The sequence below is a fragment of the Niallia circulans genome (genome assembly GCF_007273535.1).
Classification (GTDB): domain Bacteria; phylum Bacillota; class Bacilli; order Bacillales; family Cytobacillaceae; genus Niallia; species Niallia circulans_B.
Genome location: NZ_RIBP01000004.1, coordinates 2,425,949 through 2,443,153, shown reverse-complemented (window position 1 = coordinate 2,443,153; position 17,205 = coordinate 2,425,949). Strand labels below are relative to the sequence as shown.

Annotated in this window: 20 protein-coding genes; 4 read left to right on the top strand and 16 right to left on the bottom strand. The window is 37.5% G+C overall.

The features are described 5' to 3' along the window. Positions 1 to 122 precede the first annotated feature (122 nt). A complete protein-coding gene (locus CEQ21_RS20005; protein ID WP_185766017.1) occupies positions 123 to 269 on the top strand; it encodes a YpzI family protein in 147 nt (48 codons plus the stop codon). A gap of 73 nt (positions 270 to 342) precedes the next feature. Here CEQ21_RS20005 and rpsA read toward each other — a convergent pair whose 3' ends face one another. The 11 genes from rpsA to CEQ21_RS19950 form a co-directional block, all read right to left on the bottom strand. Beyond that, positions 343 to 1,482 (bottom strand): 30S ribosomal protein S1, encoded by a 1,140-nt coding sequence (gene rpsA / locus CEQ21_RS20000; protein ID WP_185766016.1) that lies wholly within the window; start codon positions 1,480 to 1,482, stop codon positions 343 to 345. 179 nt (positions 1,483 to 1,661) lie between these two features. Further along, entirely contained in the window at positions 1,662 to 2,339 is a 678-nt protein-coding gene (gene cmk, locus CEQ21_RS19995; RefSeq protein ID WP_185766015.1) for a (d)CMP kinase, read from the bottom strand. A 207-nt stretch (positions 2,340 to 2,546) separates the two neighbouring features. Next, the gene (locus tag CEQ21_RS19990; protein WP_185766014.1) at positions 2,547 to 2,729 is read right to left on the bottom strand and encodes a DUF5359 family protein; all 183 of its coding nucleotides are present in this window, start codon (positions 2,727 to 2,729) and stop codon (positions 2,547 to 2,549) included. Between the two features lie 63 nt (positions 2,730 to 2,792). Beyond that, positions 2,793 to 3,455 carry a flagellar brake protein gene (locus CEQ21_RS19985; RefSeq protein WP_185766013.1) on the bottom strand — a complete coding sequence of 221 codons (663 nt, stop codon included), beginning with the start codon at positions 3,453 to 3,455 and terminating at the stop codon, positions 2,793 to 2,795. 144 nt (positions 3,456 to 3,599) lie between these two features. After that, positions 3,600 to 4,946 (bottom strand): germination protein YpeB, encoded by a 1,347-nt coding sequence (gene ypeB, locus CEQ21_RS19980; RefSeq protein ID WP_185766012.1) that lies wholly within the window; start codon positions 4,944 to 4,946, stop codon positions 3,600 to 3,602. Positions 4,947 to 4,962: 16 nt separating this feature from the next. Next, positions 4,963 to 6,018 carry a spore cortex-lytic enzyme gene (gene sleB, locus CEQ21_RS19975; RefSeq protein ID WP_185766011.1) on the bottom strand — a complete coding sequence of 352 codons (1,056 nt, stop codon included), beginning with the start codon at positions 6,016 to 6,018 and terminating at the stop codon, positions 4,963 to 4,965. Positions 6,019 to 6,149: 131 nt separating this feature from the next. After that, positions 6,150 to 6,824 carry a glutamic-type intramembrane protease PrsW gene (gene prsW, locus CEQ21_RS19970; protein ID WP_185766010.1) on the bottom strand — a complete coding sequence of 225 codons (675 nt, stop codon included), beginning with the start codon at positions 6,822 to 6,824 and terminating at the stop codon, positions 6,150 to 6,152. A gap of 38 nt (positions 6,825 to 6,862) precedes the next feature. Further along, positions 6,863 to 7,825 carry a YpdA family putative bacillithiol disulfide reductase gene (locus CEQ21_RS19965; protein WP_185766009.1) on the bottom strand — a complete coding sequence of 321 codons (963 nt, stop codon included), beginning with the start codon at positions 7,823 to 7,825 and terminating at the stop codon, positions 6,863 to 6,865. A 136-nt stretch (positions 7,826 to 7,961) separates the two neighbouring features. Next, a complete protein-coding gene (locus tag CEQ21_RS19960) occupies positions 7,962 to 9,239 on the bottom strand; it encodes a Glu/Leu/Phe/Val family dehydrogenase (protein WP_127737595.1) in 1,278 nt (425 codons plus the stop codon). Between the two features lie 606 nt (positions 9,240 to 9,845). Next, positions 9,846 to 10,430 carry an adaptor protein MecA gene (locus tag CEQ21_RS19955; RefSeq protein WP_185766008.1) on the bottom strand — a complete coding sequence of 195 codons (585 nt, stop codon included), beginning with the start codon at positions 10,428 to 10,430 and terminating at the stop codon, positions 9,846 to 9,848. Positions 10,431 to 10,512: 82 nt separating this feature from the next. After that, the gene (locus CEQ21_RS19950; RefSeq protein WP_235907288.1) at positions 10,513 to 11,313 is read right to left on the bottom strand and encodes a metallophosphoesterase; all 801 of its coding nucleotides are present in this window, start codon (positions 11,311 to 11,313) and stop codon (positions 10,513 to 10,515) included. A gap of 142 nt (positions 11,314 to 11,455) precedes the next feature. Here CEQ21_RS19950 and CEQ21_RS19945 point away from each other — a divergent pair, with 142 nt between their 5' ends. From CEQ21_RS19945 to CEQ21_RS19935, 3 genes are read left to right on the top strand one after another with little or no spacing between them, the layout of a single operon-like run. Next, the gene (locus CEQ21_RS19945) at positions 11,456 to 11,680 is read left to right on the top strand and encodes a spore coat associated protein CotJA (RefSeq protein WP_185766007.1); all 225 of its coding nucleotides are present in this window, start codon (positions 11,456 to 11,458) and stop codon (positions 11,678 to 11,680) included. Further along, positions 11,680 to 11,940 (top strand): spore coat protein CotJB, encoded by a 261-nt coding sequence (locus tag CEQ21_RS19940; RefSeq protein WP_185766006.1) that lies wholly within the window; start codon positions 11,680 to 11,682, stop codon positions 11,938 to 11,940. Before CEQ21_RS19945 ends, CEQ21_RS19940 begins: the two co-directional genes overlap by 1 nt. 24 nt (positions 11,941 to 11,964) lie before the next feature. Then, complete coding sequence (locus CEQ21_RS19935; RefSeq protein WP_144452791.1) at positions 11,965 to 12,534, top strand: manganese catalase family protein; 570 nt, start codon at positions 11,965 to 11,967, stop codon at positions 12,532 to 12,534. 39 nt (positions 12,535 to 12,573) lie between these two features. On the opposite strand, the gene CEQ21_RS19930 is transcribed toward CEQ21_RS19935, so the two are convergent. Genes CEQ21_RS19930 through CEQ21_RS19910 form a run of 5 tightly spaced genes read right to left on the bottom strand, consistent with a single transcriptional unit; the run spans position 12,574 to position 17,086 of the window. Continuing rightward, positions 12,574 to 13,032: a YpbF family protein gene (locus CEQ21_RS19930; protein ID WP_185766005.1), complete on the bottom strand. Its 459-nt coding sequence runs from the start codon at positions 13,030 to 13,032 to the stop codon at positions 12,574 to 12,576. Positions 13,033 to 13,086: 54 nt separating this feature from the next. Next, entirely contained in the window at positions 13,087 to 13,911 is an 825-nt protein-coding gene (locus CEQ21_RS19925; RefSeq protein WP_185766004.1) for a LysM peptidoglycan-binding domain-containing protein, read from the bottom strand. Between the two features lie 43 nt (positions 13,912 to 13,954). After that, positions 13,955 to 14,530 carry a CPBP family intramembrane glutamic endopeptidase gene (locus tag CEQ21_RS19920; RefSeq protein ID WP_185766003.1) on the bottom strand — a complete coding sequence of 192 codons (576 nt, stop codon included), beginning with the start codon at positions 14,528 to 14,530 and terminating at the stop codon, positions 13,955 to 13,957. Further along, a complete protein-coding gene (locus tag CEQ21_RS19915) occupies positions 14,523 to 16,034 on the bottom strand; it encodes a RecQ family ATP-dependent DNA helicase (protein ID WP_185766002.1) in 1,512 nt (503 codons plus the stop codon). The genes CEQ21_RS19920 and CEQ21_RS19915 overlap by 8 nt, the downstream gene beginning before the upstream one ends. Beyond that, complete coding sequence (locus CEQ21_RS19910; RefSeq protein WP_185766001.1) at positions 16,031 to 17,086, bottom strand: YpbB family protein; 1,056 nt, start codon at positions 17,084 to 17,086, stop codon at positions 16,031 to 16,033. The genes CEQ21_RS19915 and CEQ21_RS19910 overlap by 4 nt, the downstream gene beginning before the upstream one ends. Between the last annotated feature and the right edge of the window lie 119 nt (positions 17,087 to 17,205).

Sequence of the window (17,205 nt, the reverse complement as noted above, 5' to 3'; positions counted from 1 at the left end):
CCATTATGTCAATTTAATATGTACTTTAAACTAAGAAAAAAGCAGGCAAGTAAAATCACAAGGAAATTGTCTGTATAAAGTGTCCTACTATATATCATTCTATTGTTAGGGGGTGTGTTTAAGTGGGTAAAGATCGACAAGAAAAAAAGTTGAAGAAAAGTCATCGTGTAGAATCTGACAGAGATCAGGCAATCCATTATAATGGGGCGACAAGCTTGCAAAGCCCTGCTGAAGGCCGCGCATTAAACGATAATAAATACAGTGAATAAGTTTCCATAAAAAAAGAGCAGTTCCTTCTCCGTTGTGAGAAGGGACCGCTCTTTTTAAGACAGCTCTATACTATTATTGTTGCTTTAATTTTCTCAATTGCTCGCCAATCATATCTCCCAATTGGAAGCCTTTTGATTCTTCTGGAAGCTCATATACTTCATTTTCTTCCTCTTTTTCAGTCAAGTCTTTGATATTTAATGAAAGACGTTGTTCGTCTTCATTTACATCAAGTACTTTAACTTGAACAGTTTGACCTTCTTTAAGAACTTCATGCGGTGTTCCGATATGTTTATGAGCAATTTGTGAAATATGAACAAGTCCTTCCACACCTGGGAACACTTCAACAAACGCTCCATAAGACACAATGCGTTTAACTGTTCCTTCCAAAACACTGCCTTTTTCGGCTTTATCAGCAATATTTGCCCACGGTCCCGGCAAAGTATCCTTTATAGACAAGGAAATGCGATCATTATTACGGTCAACACTCAAGATTTTTACATTCACTTCTTGCCCTTCCTGAACAACGTCAGAAGGTTTGGTGATATGCTCATGTGAAAGTTGAGAGATGTGAACCAGCCCGTCAATTCCGCCTAAATCAACAAACGCACCAAAATCAGTTATTCTTTGAACAACACCTTGAAGTGTTTGCCCTTCCTGCAACGATTCAAGCACATTTTGTTTTTGTTTGCTCTTTTCCTCTTCCACAACAGCCTTATGAGAAAGAATCAAACGATTTTTATCCTTTTCCAGTTCGACAATTTTAAAGGAGATGGTTTTGCCTTTGTAGTCAGAAAAATCTTCTACATAATGAGCTTCCACAAGTGAAGCAGGAACAAAACCGCGTACGCCTAAATCAACAACAAGACCGCCTTTAACGACATCCTTTACTTCTGCATCAAAGATTTCGCCAGAATTAAATCTCTCTTCCAAGCTTTCCCAAGCCTTTTCCGCATCCACTTTTCTTTTGGACAGAACGAGAGCATCCTCTTCCACTTTAATTACTTGAAGGTCAAGCTTTTCACCTTCTGATACAACATCTTCAGCCTTTTCAATATGAAGGCTTGATAATTCGCTGATTGGAATGATTCCATCCAGTTTGCTGTCAGTAATCGCGACAATAACTTGCTTCTCTTCGACCTTTGTTACCTTACCGGAAACTCGGTCTCCAACTGTGTAATTATGAACGACAATATCATTTAATTCTTCAGACATATGTACTCCTCCTTCAACTTTTCTATTGGAATTTTATGCAGCAGGTTGCTTATCCCATATAGCTTTCATAAAAAATTAATAGAATAATAAAAATTTATTTCTTCTATCTAACTTCTTATAAATGTGATTATTTGTCAAGTAAGAAACACTAGCGTGCTTTATCAGCTAATCAGAGGACATCAGCTAGTGATTTTGTCCTCTGTTAATCCCATGATTTTACCTACAACATCCTCGATGGACAAAGAAGTAGTGTCAATCTCAATGGCATCATCTGCTTTTTTAAGCGGAGCAACTTCACGTTCTGAATCCAGCTTATCTCTTGCAGCTATTTCTGATTTTAATTGCTCTAAATCTGATTCAAAGCCTTTATTTAAGTTCTCATTGTGGCGTCTAACAGCTCTCTCTTCGACAGAAGCAAGCAAGAATACCTTCACTTCTGCTGTAGGTATAACATGTGTTCCAATGTCTCTACCATCCATTACCACGCCACCGCCAATTGCAAACCCTTGTTGTCTGCGAACCATCTCTTCACGCACTTCTTTATGCTTAGCAGCAATAGACACCGAGTTAGTTACATTGCTTCTGCGAATATCTTCTGTGACATCCACACTGTCCAAGAAGATTTTTTGCCCTGTTTCGCCAGGAAACAGCTCAATGGATGTACTTGAAAGCATATCTACCAATGCTGCCTCATCCTCTAAGCTAATCTCATTGTTTATAGCCTTAAGGGTTAGCGCTCTGTACATCGCCCCTGTATCGATATATATATAACCGAGCTGTTCTGCCACAATTTTTGCTACAGTGCTTTTTCCGGCTGCTGCCGGTCCATCTATTGCAATGCTGATTTTCTTATCCATATTTCCTCCTAAAAACCTTATCCATTCTTCGTATTCAACGTTAAGTATTGAATTTACTTAGAACAAATTTTTATTCGCAAGTTTATTTTATCATATTTTATGTTTTTATTTGTTGATTAAACCTATTAAAATCCATACTATTTTTTTGTGAATTCATATGATTAAAAAAAAACCTTTCAAATCCCAGATCGAAAGGTTTTTCATGCATCACTTCTGCTCTATTCCAATTGTTTCCAATATAGAGGTATAATTCGACTCAGTCACACCTTCATATTCAGCAAGAGTTTGCATTCCAGGTAGTATGTTTGTTGATATAAGTATTTGTCCAGCTAGCAAAAAAAACAGTTGGATGGCAATTAGCTTAATCAATAACCGTTCAATGCGCTTCATATTCCGATACTCTCCAATTCTATTTGCTTTTACCATAGTATCGGAATATGATGATCCGTTTATTCAGAATTCCAGGCCTTTCTTACGGAATGACAGTTGACGATCAAAACAAAAGCGCAAAAACAGTTGTCTATCAGCAGGACTTACGTCAAGAAACTCAAGCGGTGCCTTATTATGTGTTTCATTATGTTTGAAAATACTTTTGACTTGTGCTTGTACTTTTGGATAGTAATATTCGCCATTTTGCATCGGTAAAACAAAGTATGGCTCAACCATTGTTTCTGCTTTCATATTAGAATTCTTTGGTACGAGGATTGCTGCACCACCTGCACTAATGTCTGTTGTTATGGTAGCAAACGGTGTTAGTTCCTTATCACTGGAAGTAATCGCAACATCCACATTCGTTTCTACCCTTACATACTCCCTCCTTTGGATTTTAACCAATTGGTCACTTGGAGGATAATGCAAAAGCAACATCGGAATATTCCCTTGCTTTTCTCTGCCGATGATTTCTGAATAAAACATATAAACTGTTCCATGGCTAGTTACAAAGCTAACCTTCAGCTGTGTGCCATTAAGCAGGAATACGGCTTTTTTTGTTTTGGAATGAATAGGATAATCTATAAAAATTTCGTTGTCATTTCTTTCGACTAAACGGCATTTATATTGTTCTGGAGTCTCACTATGAGCCGGTTCTAAAATTAAAGTATCTCCTATATTTATCACTGCAGTACCACGCCTTCTTGTTTGCAATTTAATAGTAATTCTTTTTACCTATATTATCGCAGAAATATGGCGAATATCAATAGACACCTTAAAAACGACAGCAAAAAAGCAGTAGGAAATAGTACATTCCTACTGCTTTTATATTTAAACTACTTCATCGTACAGTGGTTCAGCGTTTTTAAGCTTTTCTACTTTTTCCTCTGTGCCTGTTTCTGCATTAATGTAAATTCGGTACGTATCATCATCCAATGTCCCGATAAATTCATAACAAAGCACTTCTTGATTCAAATCATTAAGTATGACCGCTAATCCATCCTGCATTATTTTCACGTTTTTGCTGATTTTATCTTGTGCCTCTGCCTTTGAAATAACAGGATCTGGAATATCTCGTTTCTTATGCTGTTTTAAATAATCTTCTGCAGCAAAGCCTACAATATTACCGTTATCGAGCGCAACCTTTATCTTAATGCTATCAGGGTAAATTTTCACCCCATTTTCCTCTGTTACAAAGGTAAAGACACCGATATTATCATATTGCATACTTTCAAACAATGCCAAATCTTTAAAATCATGCTTTTTCAAAAAATCGACTGCTTTATTGCTTGCATCATTTAAGCTGATTTTTTGTTTATTCACTTCTCGAGAAACAATGGACCAAATAGGGAAACCGCCCTTTTTTGTTATATCCATATTTGCTTCTACCCCGGAGTCATTTTCTTTAAGTGCAACACTGTAGAAGCCGTATCCTGCACCTTCTCCATTTTCAGTGATGTTCACATCCAAGTCACCTTTAAAGTCCGCATAATTCTCAGCAATTTTCTGTGCTTCCTTTTTTGTTATTGTCTTACCTTCCAAATTGCTGAAATTTTCGTCCCTTTTCTCCATATTAACATTAGTAACACCAAAGCTGGTTTCCTGATAACCATCGACTTTTTCTTCCACTGTTTTTAACCCATCGATAATAGTATTATCACCTTGCTTATTTGTCGCCAATGCCATTTCTACATCCATCCAGCGCAGATTGTTCTCAAGGACTAAATGCTGCACGTTGCGCAGTTCATCTTGAATATCCTTTGCATCTCCGTATAGCTTTTTCAGTGATTTGTATTCCTTATCTGTCAGTGGATCGTCATCAAGATTTCTAACCGCAGTACGGTAGCTGAAGTCTCCGATATTCGCCAAAAACTCCTCTGTTTTGTTAAATGGCAATAATGTAAGCGGAAGCTGGCCAACATCACTATGAGCGTTTGACGTAATTCTCCACACTTCTGCTAATGCCGGTGAAAGTGATTCCTGTGAATTCATGGCAAGTGTTGTGCCAATTTGGTCATGCAAAAGGTCTATTTGATACGATAAATCATGAAAAGCTCGTTGATAACTGTTTTCCGCATTCATTAACACTGCGTTTTTCTCTTTATGCTCTTGATAGCCCCAATAAGCTGCACCTGCAACCCCAATTGTCAATACGCCTATCATAATCCCTCTAAGCATTTAACGTTCACCCCTTTTATTTACAGAATATGTGCTTGCCTATTTGCTTGATTTGCGGTCTTGACCAAATCCAGCCACTTGTAGCGGTATCTGGATTAAAATAGTAAATAGCATTTCCTGTAGGGTCCCATCCATTGATAGCATCAAGCACAGCTTTTTTTGCTGTATCATTTGGTGTCAGCCAAATTTGTCCATCGGCAACTGCTGTAAATGCCCTCGGTTCAAAAATAACCCCTGACACTGTATTTGGGAAGGAAGCACTGCTCACACGGTTTAAAATGACAGATGCAACTGCTACTTGACCGATATAAGGCTCACCTCTTGATTCGCCGTAAACGGCATTTGCCATCAGTTGAATATCATTTTGAGAGAATCCGTTAGGCACATTAGCCGCAGTCGGTGTTTGCTTCTTCACAACCTCGCCGCCATTATTTTGGGCAGATTTCGTTGGAGTTGTTTTTTTCGCATTATTGCTCGTTCCTGTATTTTTAGTTGTTGAATTATTATTGTTTGCTTTATTTGCTCCAGCATTGTTCGTTTTTGTCTGATTTGTGGATTTTTGATTATTGCTGCTTGGAGCCTTGTTTGTGTTAGCGTTAGAATTTTTACTAGGTGCCGCACTGCCTTTATTTGCATTGCCAGCAGCCTTATTGTTCGTGTTTTTATTAGCGGAAGGTGTTTTTTGTTTATTCAAATCTACCCCGCCATAATGGCTGAATTTCTTCCCACTGTTGATTTGTTCTTTCACAAATTGTTCATTATACTTTGATGCTTTTGCTAGTTTCAGTTTCGTTTGCCAGCCTGCCATTCCGTCAATCGGCAACCCAAATTCATATTGGAAATTTCTTAATGCCCAATATGTTTTCCAGCCAAAGACTCCATCAATTTTGCCATTATAAAACCCTATATATTGGAGCCTTGCTTGCAGTTCGATGACATCATCTCCAACAGCACCTTGCTGAACCACTTGATTTGTGAATGCTTCCGCTTTATGCTCCACAACCGCTAATGGCGCTAGAATGATACAGGCGGAAATTACGGCAGAAATTTTCGTTAAGAACTTTTTATTCATGCGTGTTAACCCCCAGATGTAAATACTATTTGTCATTAACTCTATTTTTTGTAGCGATTGGTTTTTTATGCAAAAAAAAAGAAAATGAACAGAATTCATTTTCTTTTTACCTATTTTTTTGTTCTCAAATTTTATAAATTTGCATTCATATATTTGTTCACATGGTCTCGACTCAGTTCTCTAGCGATTTTGACTTTTCGTAAGCCAAGCCACCATAAGAACAGCATGAAGGGAGTGATGAACAAAAGCCAGTTCTTTTGCATCGTTAGGATGTAATCATAAATACCATGGAGAAGAAAGGGAATGACCAACGAATAGAAAATCCACTTGCCTTTTGGCATCGTAAATTTCCCTTTTCCGATATAATACCCCATGATCACACCGAAAAGGGCATGACTTGATACAGGAAGCAATGCTCTTCCTAAAGCATATTCCACACCATTTGCTACAAGGTAAAGAATATTTTCGACTGTTGCAAAGCCTAACGAGATAGATACACCATAAATAATACCGTCATACGGCTCATCAAATTCTATATGCTGATAGGCTGTAAAAAACAAAATAAACCATTTGAAAAATTCTTCTAACAGACTTGTTGTGATAAAGGAGTTTAACAAATTGGAAGGAACAGCCTCCTCAACCCGCAAAACGTATTGGATAAACATTATCGGAAAAACCAGCAACGCCCCTGTTATAAATGCCCTTAAAACCAATCCGATTGGTTCTGATTCATATTGATCCTTTAAATAAAAATAACTTAAAAGCGCCAGCCCTGGTGCTATACCAGCGGATAGTATGGCTAACATTCGCTCTTTTCCTCTCCCTTTTTGTTAGCGGTATGCGATTACGCTCTCTTCGCTATCGCTCCCGCTATTTGATCTCCGTGGAACTTGCCGTTTTCGATGAATATTTCATTTGCATTATTGCCTGCTGCAATAACTCCAGCAATAAAAATCCCTTGAACATTCGTTTCCATTGTTTCTGGATTAAATACTGGTCTGCCCGTTTCTGCCTCCATTTCAACACCCATCAGCTTAATAAATTGATGATCCGGGTGATACCCAGTCATGGCAAAAACAAAATCATTGGCAATTTCTACTGTTTCACCATGCTTCGTATATATTAACGTTTTTTCTTTAATTTCAACGACCTCTGCAGCAAACTCCATTTTAATAACATCATTTCTTACAAGTGCTTCAAACTCAGGAAGAATCCATGGCTTAATGCTGGTTGAGTATTCTGTGCCGCGATACAAAACCGTTACCCTCGCTCCTGCCTTCACTAATTCAATCGCAGCATCAACACTTGAGTTTTTGCCACCGATAACAGTAACATCATGATTAAAATATGGATGTGCTTCCTTAAAGTAATGGCTAACCTTCGGCAAATCTTCACCTGGTACATTCATATAATTAGGATGATCATAATAACCTGTAGCAACGATTACATAGTTTGCACGATATTCATCCTTTGAAGTTCTTATTGTAAAGTAATCGGCTTCCTTCTTTACATTGATTACTTCTTCATAGGCATTTATTCTTAAATCTTTTCGTTTCGCCACTTCCCTATAGTAAACAAGCGCTTGGTTACGATTTGGTTTATACTGTTCTGTCAGAAAAGCAATTCCGCCAATTTCAAGCTTCTCACTAGTGCTGAAAAAAGTCTGGTGTGTTGGATACCCATGGATTGCATTCACTACATTCCCCTTCTCGATAATAAGGGGTTTGATGTTTACTTGTTCTAAAGCGATTGCAGCAGCTAATCCACAAGGTCCTGCACCGATAATAATCGCTTGTTCCTCTTTCATGTTAACCTCTCCTTACATTCTTTACAGCGTATATTCATATATATCATACTTTTATGTAGTATGCTTTTAATAAAAAAATCTCCTATTTATAGCATAGGAGATTTTTGGTTATTATACAATAGTTTGTTATCCTAACTTAAATCCAACCACGGAATCTTGATGCTTCCGCCATTTTCCTTACTCCGACCATATAAGCGGCCAATCTCATATCCACCCTGCGGATTTGAGCCGTATCATAAATATTCTCAAAAGACTTACTCATTACTTTTTCAAGCTTTTCTTCCACTTCTTCCTCTGTCCAGTAAAAACCTTGGTTGTTTTGCACCCATTCGAAATAAGATACAGTCACACCGCCAGCAGAAGCCAAGACATCTGGCACAAGAAGGATACCTTTGTCTGTTAAAATCGTTGTTGCTTCTAATGTTGTTGGGCCATTTGCTGCCTCTACAACAATACTTGCTTTTATATTATGAGCATTTTTTTCAGTAATTTGATTTTCGATTGCAGCAGGAACTAAAATATCACAATCCAATTCCAACAACTCTTGGTTTGTAATAGTATTATTAAATAAATTAGTTACTGTTCCAAAACTGTCTCTTCTGTCAAGAAGATAATCAATATCTAATCCATTCGGATCATGCAATGCACCATATGCATCCGAAATACCAATTACTTTTGCCCCAGCATCATGCATGAATTTCGCCAAGAAGCTACCTGCATTTCCAAAGCCCTGGACAACAACTCTTGCACCAACAATATCAATGCCCTTTCTCTTAGCAGCTTCACGTATACAGATGGTAACCCCTTTTGCTGTTGCCGTTTCTCTTCCGTGTGAACCGCCTAAAACGAGTGGTTTTCCTGTAATAAAGCCAGGCGAGTTAAATTCATCAATCCTGCTATACTCGTCCATCATCCATGCCATTATTTGCGAATTTGTAAAAACATCAGGCGCTGGAATATCTTTTGTTGGGCCAACTATTTGACTGATTGCTCTTACATAACCTCTGCTAAGTCTTTCTAGCTCACGGAAGGACATGTCTCGTGGATCACAGACAATCCCGCCTTTACCGCCACCATATGGAAGGTCAACAATACCACATTTTAAACTCATCCAGATAGAAAGGGCTTTCACCTCAGTTTCTGTTACTTGCGGGTGAAATCTAATTCCTCCCTTTGTTGGACCAACTGCATCATTATGCTGTGCCCGGTAGCCAGTGAATATCTTAACACTGCCATCGTCCATCCTTACAGGTATCTTCACTGTCATCATGCGAATCGGTTCCTTCAGTAGTTCATACACCTCATCAGAATAACCTAGCTTATTCAATGCCTTATGAATGATCGTTTGTGTTGATTTTAAAACATCGTGTTGCTCCTCAACAATCTTCTTTTCATTAGACTTTTTGGCTACCATTTAATGAATCCTCCTAAAAAACTGCAAAGTTAAATTATCATTTTTTAACGGTCAAATTTCTCATTAAAGACTAGCATTACTATTCGTCTACATACAAATACATGCTTAATATAGTATGTACTTTTTTGAAGCATTTTTTTAGAGAAAATTACTACTGCTTATTTTTATAAAATGGATTGTCTCTGTCTTTATGCATAAAGTAAATATTAACCGTAAAAACGGTAAATCTATGCATGTACAGCAGAGTCAATTGTACAAAATGCCTTTGCCACTATGGATAGATGTTTTATAGTATGCTCTCCTTTATAATATATTCAAAAAGATACAACTTTGTCCCTATCTTCCATACATTTTACGGCACATTCTATTTTTTGTTCTTAAAGAGATTTGCTTGACACAGCTATAAAGAATTAAGATATAATTCTTTATCATTATCTTATCATTTTTCCTCGAATTTACCAACGATGAAGTTAACTGTTTTCAATTTTTTTGCAGGACATTTTTTGAGCAATTTCGTTCCTTTTCTAAAAAAAAAACTCTTCCAAGGCGAAAAGCGGCCAAGAAAGAGTAAAAAAAGAAATTATAAGATCTGATTAACGATATCATTCATTTAAAATGTTGGTTCAACATTTCAATCGCATCGTTTTTTAATATAGTACGTCCATATTCTTCTATAATATAGATGCTTTTAATGCTTGCTTCACCAAATTCACCGAGGATTGCTGCTGCTTGTGCTTCCTTTGCTGCAGCAATGTCAGGAAAATACAGAATGTATTTATTTTCGATACTAAACAATGTCCCCCCAGAGAAACAGGCGTTTTGCAGAACCTTTGCTGCTTGAATGGCATTTTCCAGCTCCGTAAACTCATATAATATGTCAACAGTCTCTTCAACAGTAACCTGCATTTCCAAAAAACCTTCTGCCAGCAGCTCTTCGTCTTGGGACTCTTCCTCGTTCATTGTTAAAATCATAACCATCCCTTGTGCCTTCATGGAAAAAATCTCGACTGCGACAGAACCATGTATTTCGAGATCAAACATATCATTGGCTTCTTCGAGCATTTCATGAAAAAAATATTGCCATTTTATCGAGTCTTTCCATATATCATCCTTCGTCAGTCCACGTTCATACAGATCATCAAATGTCAGGTAGATCTTAATTCTGTTATGATTCAATCGTTCTAAGCGCATGACAATGCCTCCTGCTCTATCTGAAAAAACTCTTACTGTAACGTATGAAAAAAGCAGGAAAACGGTGATTTGTCTGCATCATTTAGATTCGTTTATCTTTTGTATGCTGAATTTTAATGATGTGGGTTTCTGGCTTTGCACCAAGTCTTAATGGTATCGAGCTCGTTCCATACCCATTACTGACAAGAATAGTTGTATTTCCAATTACTTTAGTAGCCCCAATTTCATATGGTCCAAAGCCAAAAATTCGTATTTGCCCCCCATGAGTATGACCGCTAAGCACCAAAGTTACTTTATGATCATCAGTAAGATCTTCCATCACTTTCGGATTATGGCTAATCAAAATTTTAAATTCTGATTTTTTTATATCTTGAAGTGCCGAGTCAAGGTCATCTAATTCTAAAGAACGATCCTCAGTCCCTGCTAAATGCCATTTTTCTCCTTTATTGGAGGTGAAAGAAACAGATCTATTATCAAGGACTGTTACATCCTCACTTCTAAAAAGCTCCTTTAATTCGTCAACATTTGCTTCGTAATCATTATTACCCCACACAAAATAAAGGGGACCTATTTCCTTCAGCTTACGAAGATTTTTGCGGATAGCATCGAAGCTTACTCCTTTTTCAAGCAAATCTCCGCCAATAATAACAAACTTTGCAATCCCCTTCGCTTCTTCTACAATGGACGAAGAAACTTCTCTTTTATGTATATCTGAAATAAAAAATAACGAAATTTCCTTGAAAGACCTTGGAAAATTAGGAAAGTAAAACATTTCGTATTTAATGTGATCCTCCAATGCATTCTTATGCATCTTAATTACTAATGCAATCCCTGCAAGGATTATCAGGATGACTGCCACGATAACATTAATAGTTGCCAGCATCCAATCCCCCCCTTTACACTTTTTCATCTTATCCTTTTGTTATTGTATAATGTGCATACCCTTTTTACCAACAAATCGAAAGCATGATTTAGCATTTTCTTCATATTATTTTATAGATAATAAAAAAGGAGGGCTTTTTTTCATGAGTCAATTTTACAAACAATACCACCCCTTTATAAGCCCAAATGATCCTTGCCCGCCAATAAAAACAAAAGAATATTCCACACCGCCCAATTTATATATGGGCTTTCAACCACCACATCTACCACAATTTTCACCGATGGAAGCATTACGAGCAGGAACATTATGGAAGGCTTTTTATGATCCTTATTACGGTCCACATGAAAAAAAAGAAGGTGACACTTAATGAAACAGCTGCCTAAAGAATATTACCAGCTGCTCGAACAGCTTCAAGCTGTCGATTTTGTATTGGTAGAATTAACACTTTACCTAGACACACATCCTAACGATCAAGATGCCATTAATCAGTTCAACCACTATGCGAAAGAAAGACAAAAATTTAAAAACTTGTATGAAAGCAATTATGGGCCACTGCTTCAGTTTGGAAACAGCTTTTCAAATACCCCATGGGATTGGGACGAGGGACCGTGGCCTTGGCAAGTATAAGATGACTGAGGGGGCGCTTTAATTATGTGGCTATACGAAAAGAAACTGCAGTACCCTGTTAAGGTAAGTACCTGTAATCCGATGCTTGCAAAATTTTTAATTGAACAATACGGGGGTGCAGATGGAGAGCTTGCGGCAGCTCTTCGCTATTTAAATCAGCGGTACACAATACCTGATAAAGTAATCGGTCTGTTAACAGACATTGGGACAGAAGAATTTGCTCATTTGGAAATGATTGCGACAATGATTTATAAACTCACAAAAGACGCTACTACAGACCAATTAAAAGCAGCAGGGCTTGATGGTCATTATATTTCTCATGAAAAGGCGTTATTTTATCATGATGCTTCAGGCAATCCTTGGACTGCTACATATATTCAAGCAAAGGGTGATCCGATTGCCGATTTATATGAAGATATTGCTGCAGAAGAAAAAGCTCGAGCCACATATCAGTGGATTATTAATATGAGTGATGATCCAGATTTAAATGACAGCCTCCGCTTTTTGCGGGAGCGGGAAATTATTCATTCACAGCGCTTCAGAGAGGCTGTTGAAATTATTAAAGATGACAGGGACAGAAAAAAGGTTTTCTAAGTGCGCAAAAAGAGACTAATGCAATGTTTAGTCTCTTTTTTATTTCGTTTCATGAAAAAGATTTATATCATACTCTTTTTTCATCATATAAAAAACATGATGGCGACTTTTCCATTCCTCTTCCTTCTTCCACAGGTCTTTTGCTTTATCAATGATTTCACAGCGCAATTCATGATATTCCTTCTCGGCCTTGTCCTTTTTTTGTTTAAGTACATTCATAAAGCCAAAGGATCCAACAATTAGACAAAGCGCATATAAATTGAATGTTTTCGCAATAAATATCGAAAACATGATCGCAAAGGAATGGGAAAACGGGACGGCAATATGCTTATAAAGCCAGTATGCATAAAAAAATCCAACTATTATTGTCAGCCACATAACAACCAAATGTCTTGCTTTGATCATATCAAATTTCTTTTTTTTCTCCACAAGCTTTTGCAACATTTCTCTAGTTGTTTCATCCGTATTGCTGTCGAGCTTCAATATAGATATTTCCATGTTACAAGCCTCCTTCCCTTAAACTATATGAAGGGAAAGGACTAGTTAGAAGCATTATTGCTGAGGAATTTTCAGCACCTGTCCTACCATTACATTATCACTTGCTAGTTGATTTGCCTGTTTAATGATATCAACCCCCGCCTTAGAATTATAATAATTCATCGCAATCCGGTATAATGTTTCATTCGCAGCAACTGTATGGTAAATATACGTTGTCTCAGCTTCAGCTTTTGCTTTCTGCTCGGCTTCTTCTGCAGCCTTTCTCTCAGCTTCAGCTTTTGCTTTTTGCTCCGCTTCCTCTGCTGCCTTCTTCTCAGCTTCTGCCTTAGCCTTTTGCTCCGCTTCCTCTGCTGCCTTCTTCTCAGCTTCTGCCTTAGCCTTTTGCTCCGCTTCTTCTGCTGCCTTCTTCTCAGCTTCTGCCTTAGCCTTTTGCTCCGCTTCCTCTGCTGCTTTTTGCTCTTCGTCAGTCAACTGTTGCCCGTCAGCCGCTTGCTTTGAGCTGGTTTCATCTGAGTCATCTGATTTTTCTTTATTTTCAACTGTCGCTGATTTTTTTTCCTTTTGTTCGACACCGATTTGCTCAAACTGTGTCGATGAGCCGCTAACAGGAACAATTGTCTCTCCAGTTTGACGTGTCATTATTTCATGAATTCCGAGTAACATAACTGGAAGGGCAATAAACGAAAAAGCTAGAACAGTGATAGCTGTTGATTTTTGATTTTTCTTTTTCTTTTTTTTCTTATTATGATGAACCGACCTGCGCGGCGGCAGCTCGTCTTTTTCTTTTTTATCACTTGGAATTACCTCTTGTTTCTCCACTCGAGTTATCCGCTGTTTTTGCCGATCCGCCTGCACTCTATAAGGATCTTCTCTTGTCATGAACATCCCCTCTTTCTAAACATATTTCTCACTATATAAAAACCTAGTCAAAAACCTTGTATCTAATCAACAGGCCAAGGAAAAAGTCAATTGTAAAATGCATAATAATTGTTGCTAACAGACTTCCTGTCCATACATATAAATAACCGATAATTAAACTTATAAAAATAATGTTTATAAAAAGAAACCAATTAAATAAATAACGATAGTGAACGACTGCAAAGATTATACTTGCTGCTAATAATCCGAGATTGGTTTGGATAACACCTCGAAATAAAATTTCCTCACTTACGCTAACAACCGCCGCAATTACGGCGATATGCAATGGATGTTTTTGACGAAATATCCGCTTATTTAACCCACCATCATCATGATATTTACTAGGAATATATTTCATAAATATTATATCCATGAGAACGACTGCAGCACCTACACTAATTCCTGCTAGTACGTATGACCATTTGAAGGACAACAAGGAACTAAAATCGTCCATATGAAAAACAAATATGCCTAATCCTGCTGAAAGAATAATTAAAATAATTTGGGTAATATATAAGTGCTTAACAAGCTCTTTGTCAGTCAATTGATTCAATACTTTAAAGTATTTTTCCTTATTCATAAGCAGATCCACTTTTCATACTTAAAATAATGGCAAGCTTCTTTTTCCAGCTGTCCATCTCATTGTTTCTTCCATTGTTTGTTTTTTCCTTTGAATAGAAGCTATCTAAACTAAATCCGCAATTGTCACAGCACACGGGATTCATGCTAATTTCAGTTTCCTCGAAATATCCTGTTAAAAACGCGCGTCGGCATGACTTCAAATAGACCCAAGATAACATATGTTGAATACTTTGTTTTTTTATCGTAAGCCTGCTTGCACAATATTGAGCAAAATCTTCCAGCTTACCGATAATTTCCTTGACCGTTTTCCCTTCTGGCTGAACATTCGCCGCAAGTATTCTCCATTGCGTTTCAGAAAATTGACCCACCATCAAGGTTAGTTCTTTTTTAGACCATTCCTCGTAGGTAGAGTATTGCAAAAGAGACCTTTTAAATTGCTGTAACTGCAGCTCATTTGGCAGCTCTGTTTCAATAAGCTGGTATGCGAGCATTTCATCACCAGGCACGTATAAAAGTATAGAGATGCTTTCCTTCCGGTCTCTGCCAGCTCTGCCAATCTCCTGCAAAAATGATTCAACCTGTGTCGGAAAATGATAATGGATGACAAAGCGGATATTATCCTTATTTATTCCCATACCGAAGGCGCTTGTTGCACAAACAATATCAAGCTGACCGTTTAAAAACTGCTGCTGAATCAGTATCCTGTCTTCTTGTGACATACCGCCATGATAGGCGTTAATCCGTTTGCCACTTTTCCGCTTTAATTCTGCTGCCATTTGCTCTGCCAGCCTTTTACTTGAAAAATAAATTATGCCCGGACCTTGCAAATCGTCTGTTAGCTCCTCAAGTCTTTTCTTTTTCTCTAATCCTCCAGCAAGCATTTCCGCTTTTAAGGCGATATTGGGCCTATCAACACTGTAGATCACTTCCTTCACATCTACTAATGATAGGCTTGCTTTAATATCATCCCTAATACTGGGAGTTGCAGTTGCAGTTAGTGCCAATGTTAATGGATTACCCAATTGATTGCGCACATTACCTAAGTTTTGATATTCTGGCCTAAAATCATATCCCCACTGGGAAATACAATGTGCTTCATCGATAACAAATAAGCCTATTTCCAGTTTTTTTAATATATTTAATATAAATTCAGAGCTAATCATTTCTGGGGAAATAAAAACAAATTTGTATTGGTGTATATGCTTAATTACTTCAGTACGCTCATGCCATGTCAGAAAGGAATTAATAGCAACAACGCTTTTTTCTCCATTCATCTTCATTTGCTCAACTTGATCCTGCATTAATGACAGCAAAGGTGAAATAATGATGACAGTTCCCTTAAGCAGTTTTCCTGGCAACTGATAAACCAATGACTTCCCAGTACCTGTCGGAAGCATTGCCAATGTATGCTGTTGTTCTAACAGGGCCGTTATTGCTTCCTTTTGTCCTGGCCTAAAGGAAGATAAAGAAAAAAATTCATATAGCTTACTTTCTAAATTCACTTCATGCCACCTCCTAATTTGGCAAGGACAATCCTAATTTCAAAATAAGTCGCATCTGGAAGCTGTTGTTTAATTTGTTTTAAAGACTTAGATGCAATGTCTCTCGCAATTTTTGTAATTTCTGCAACTTTGCTTTTACTTACATACTCCTCTATGGAAAAATCAGGAATGTTTAAAACGAGTTCTGCGATATGATCTTCTATCGTACTCATTTTCAAACGGCGAATGTTACTGATTTCTTCAAGACTACAGCCTTGCAGAATCAATTTATAGGTGGCTTTTGTTGAATTTGTCAGGATAAAGTCTGAATCATCATCTAGTATCATTTTCCGCAAAATTGGAAAATCACCTTCTTGATCTAAAACCTTTTGAAGCATAAGATGCAGCAATGATAAAAAACACATATCATAATAGCTTAAATCTATCCTAAAATTATCTGCGGCTTGTTCTGGGGTCAGCCCAATATGGTCTGCTCCTGTCAGCCTGCATATAAGATATTCCGGATAAACGCCCTCATCTTCCAAGCATTCTGCCAATTCTTGAAAAAGATGTTCATTCAGCTTTTGCCTTTCAGTAGGAAAATCCTGCAATGTTTGTTTCATCCAAGCTTGCACGACAATATTTCGTTGAACTGGCATATACCGATTATTACCTTTTGCTAATTGAGACGCAACTTGAATAGCGAGCGAAAGCCGCTCCCAGAATCCAACTGTAATTCGATGATATTTCCAGCCATTTAAATGGGCGGGAATAGGGTATTCTATAAGTAATTCCTTAAAAGAGTCTTCTTTTTCAGGATGAATAACAAAGCTTTGCCCTGACTCACCAACATGTATCCATGCCTTTTTTTTCAAAGAGAGGATAATGCCGTCGAAATTTGCTCTCGACAAACTCGGAAATGTTTGAAATATGGCTTTTAGCTTAAATATATGGATATCCTGAATTGTTTGGGCTGATTTTTTGCCGTTAAGGATGTGAAGAACAGAATAGATGGTTCTTTCTCCCTTTATTCTTTGTAAACAATATAACACGATTACCTCGATAAAGGTCATATACGTAAACTCCTTTTAAAAATAAATCGATGGTTCCTGTCGAATTATGTACTTTCTTGCTTTTATTTTATCATGAAATCAACACTGAGAGGTAAACTTGGCAACAATATGCAGGAGGT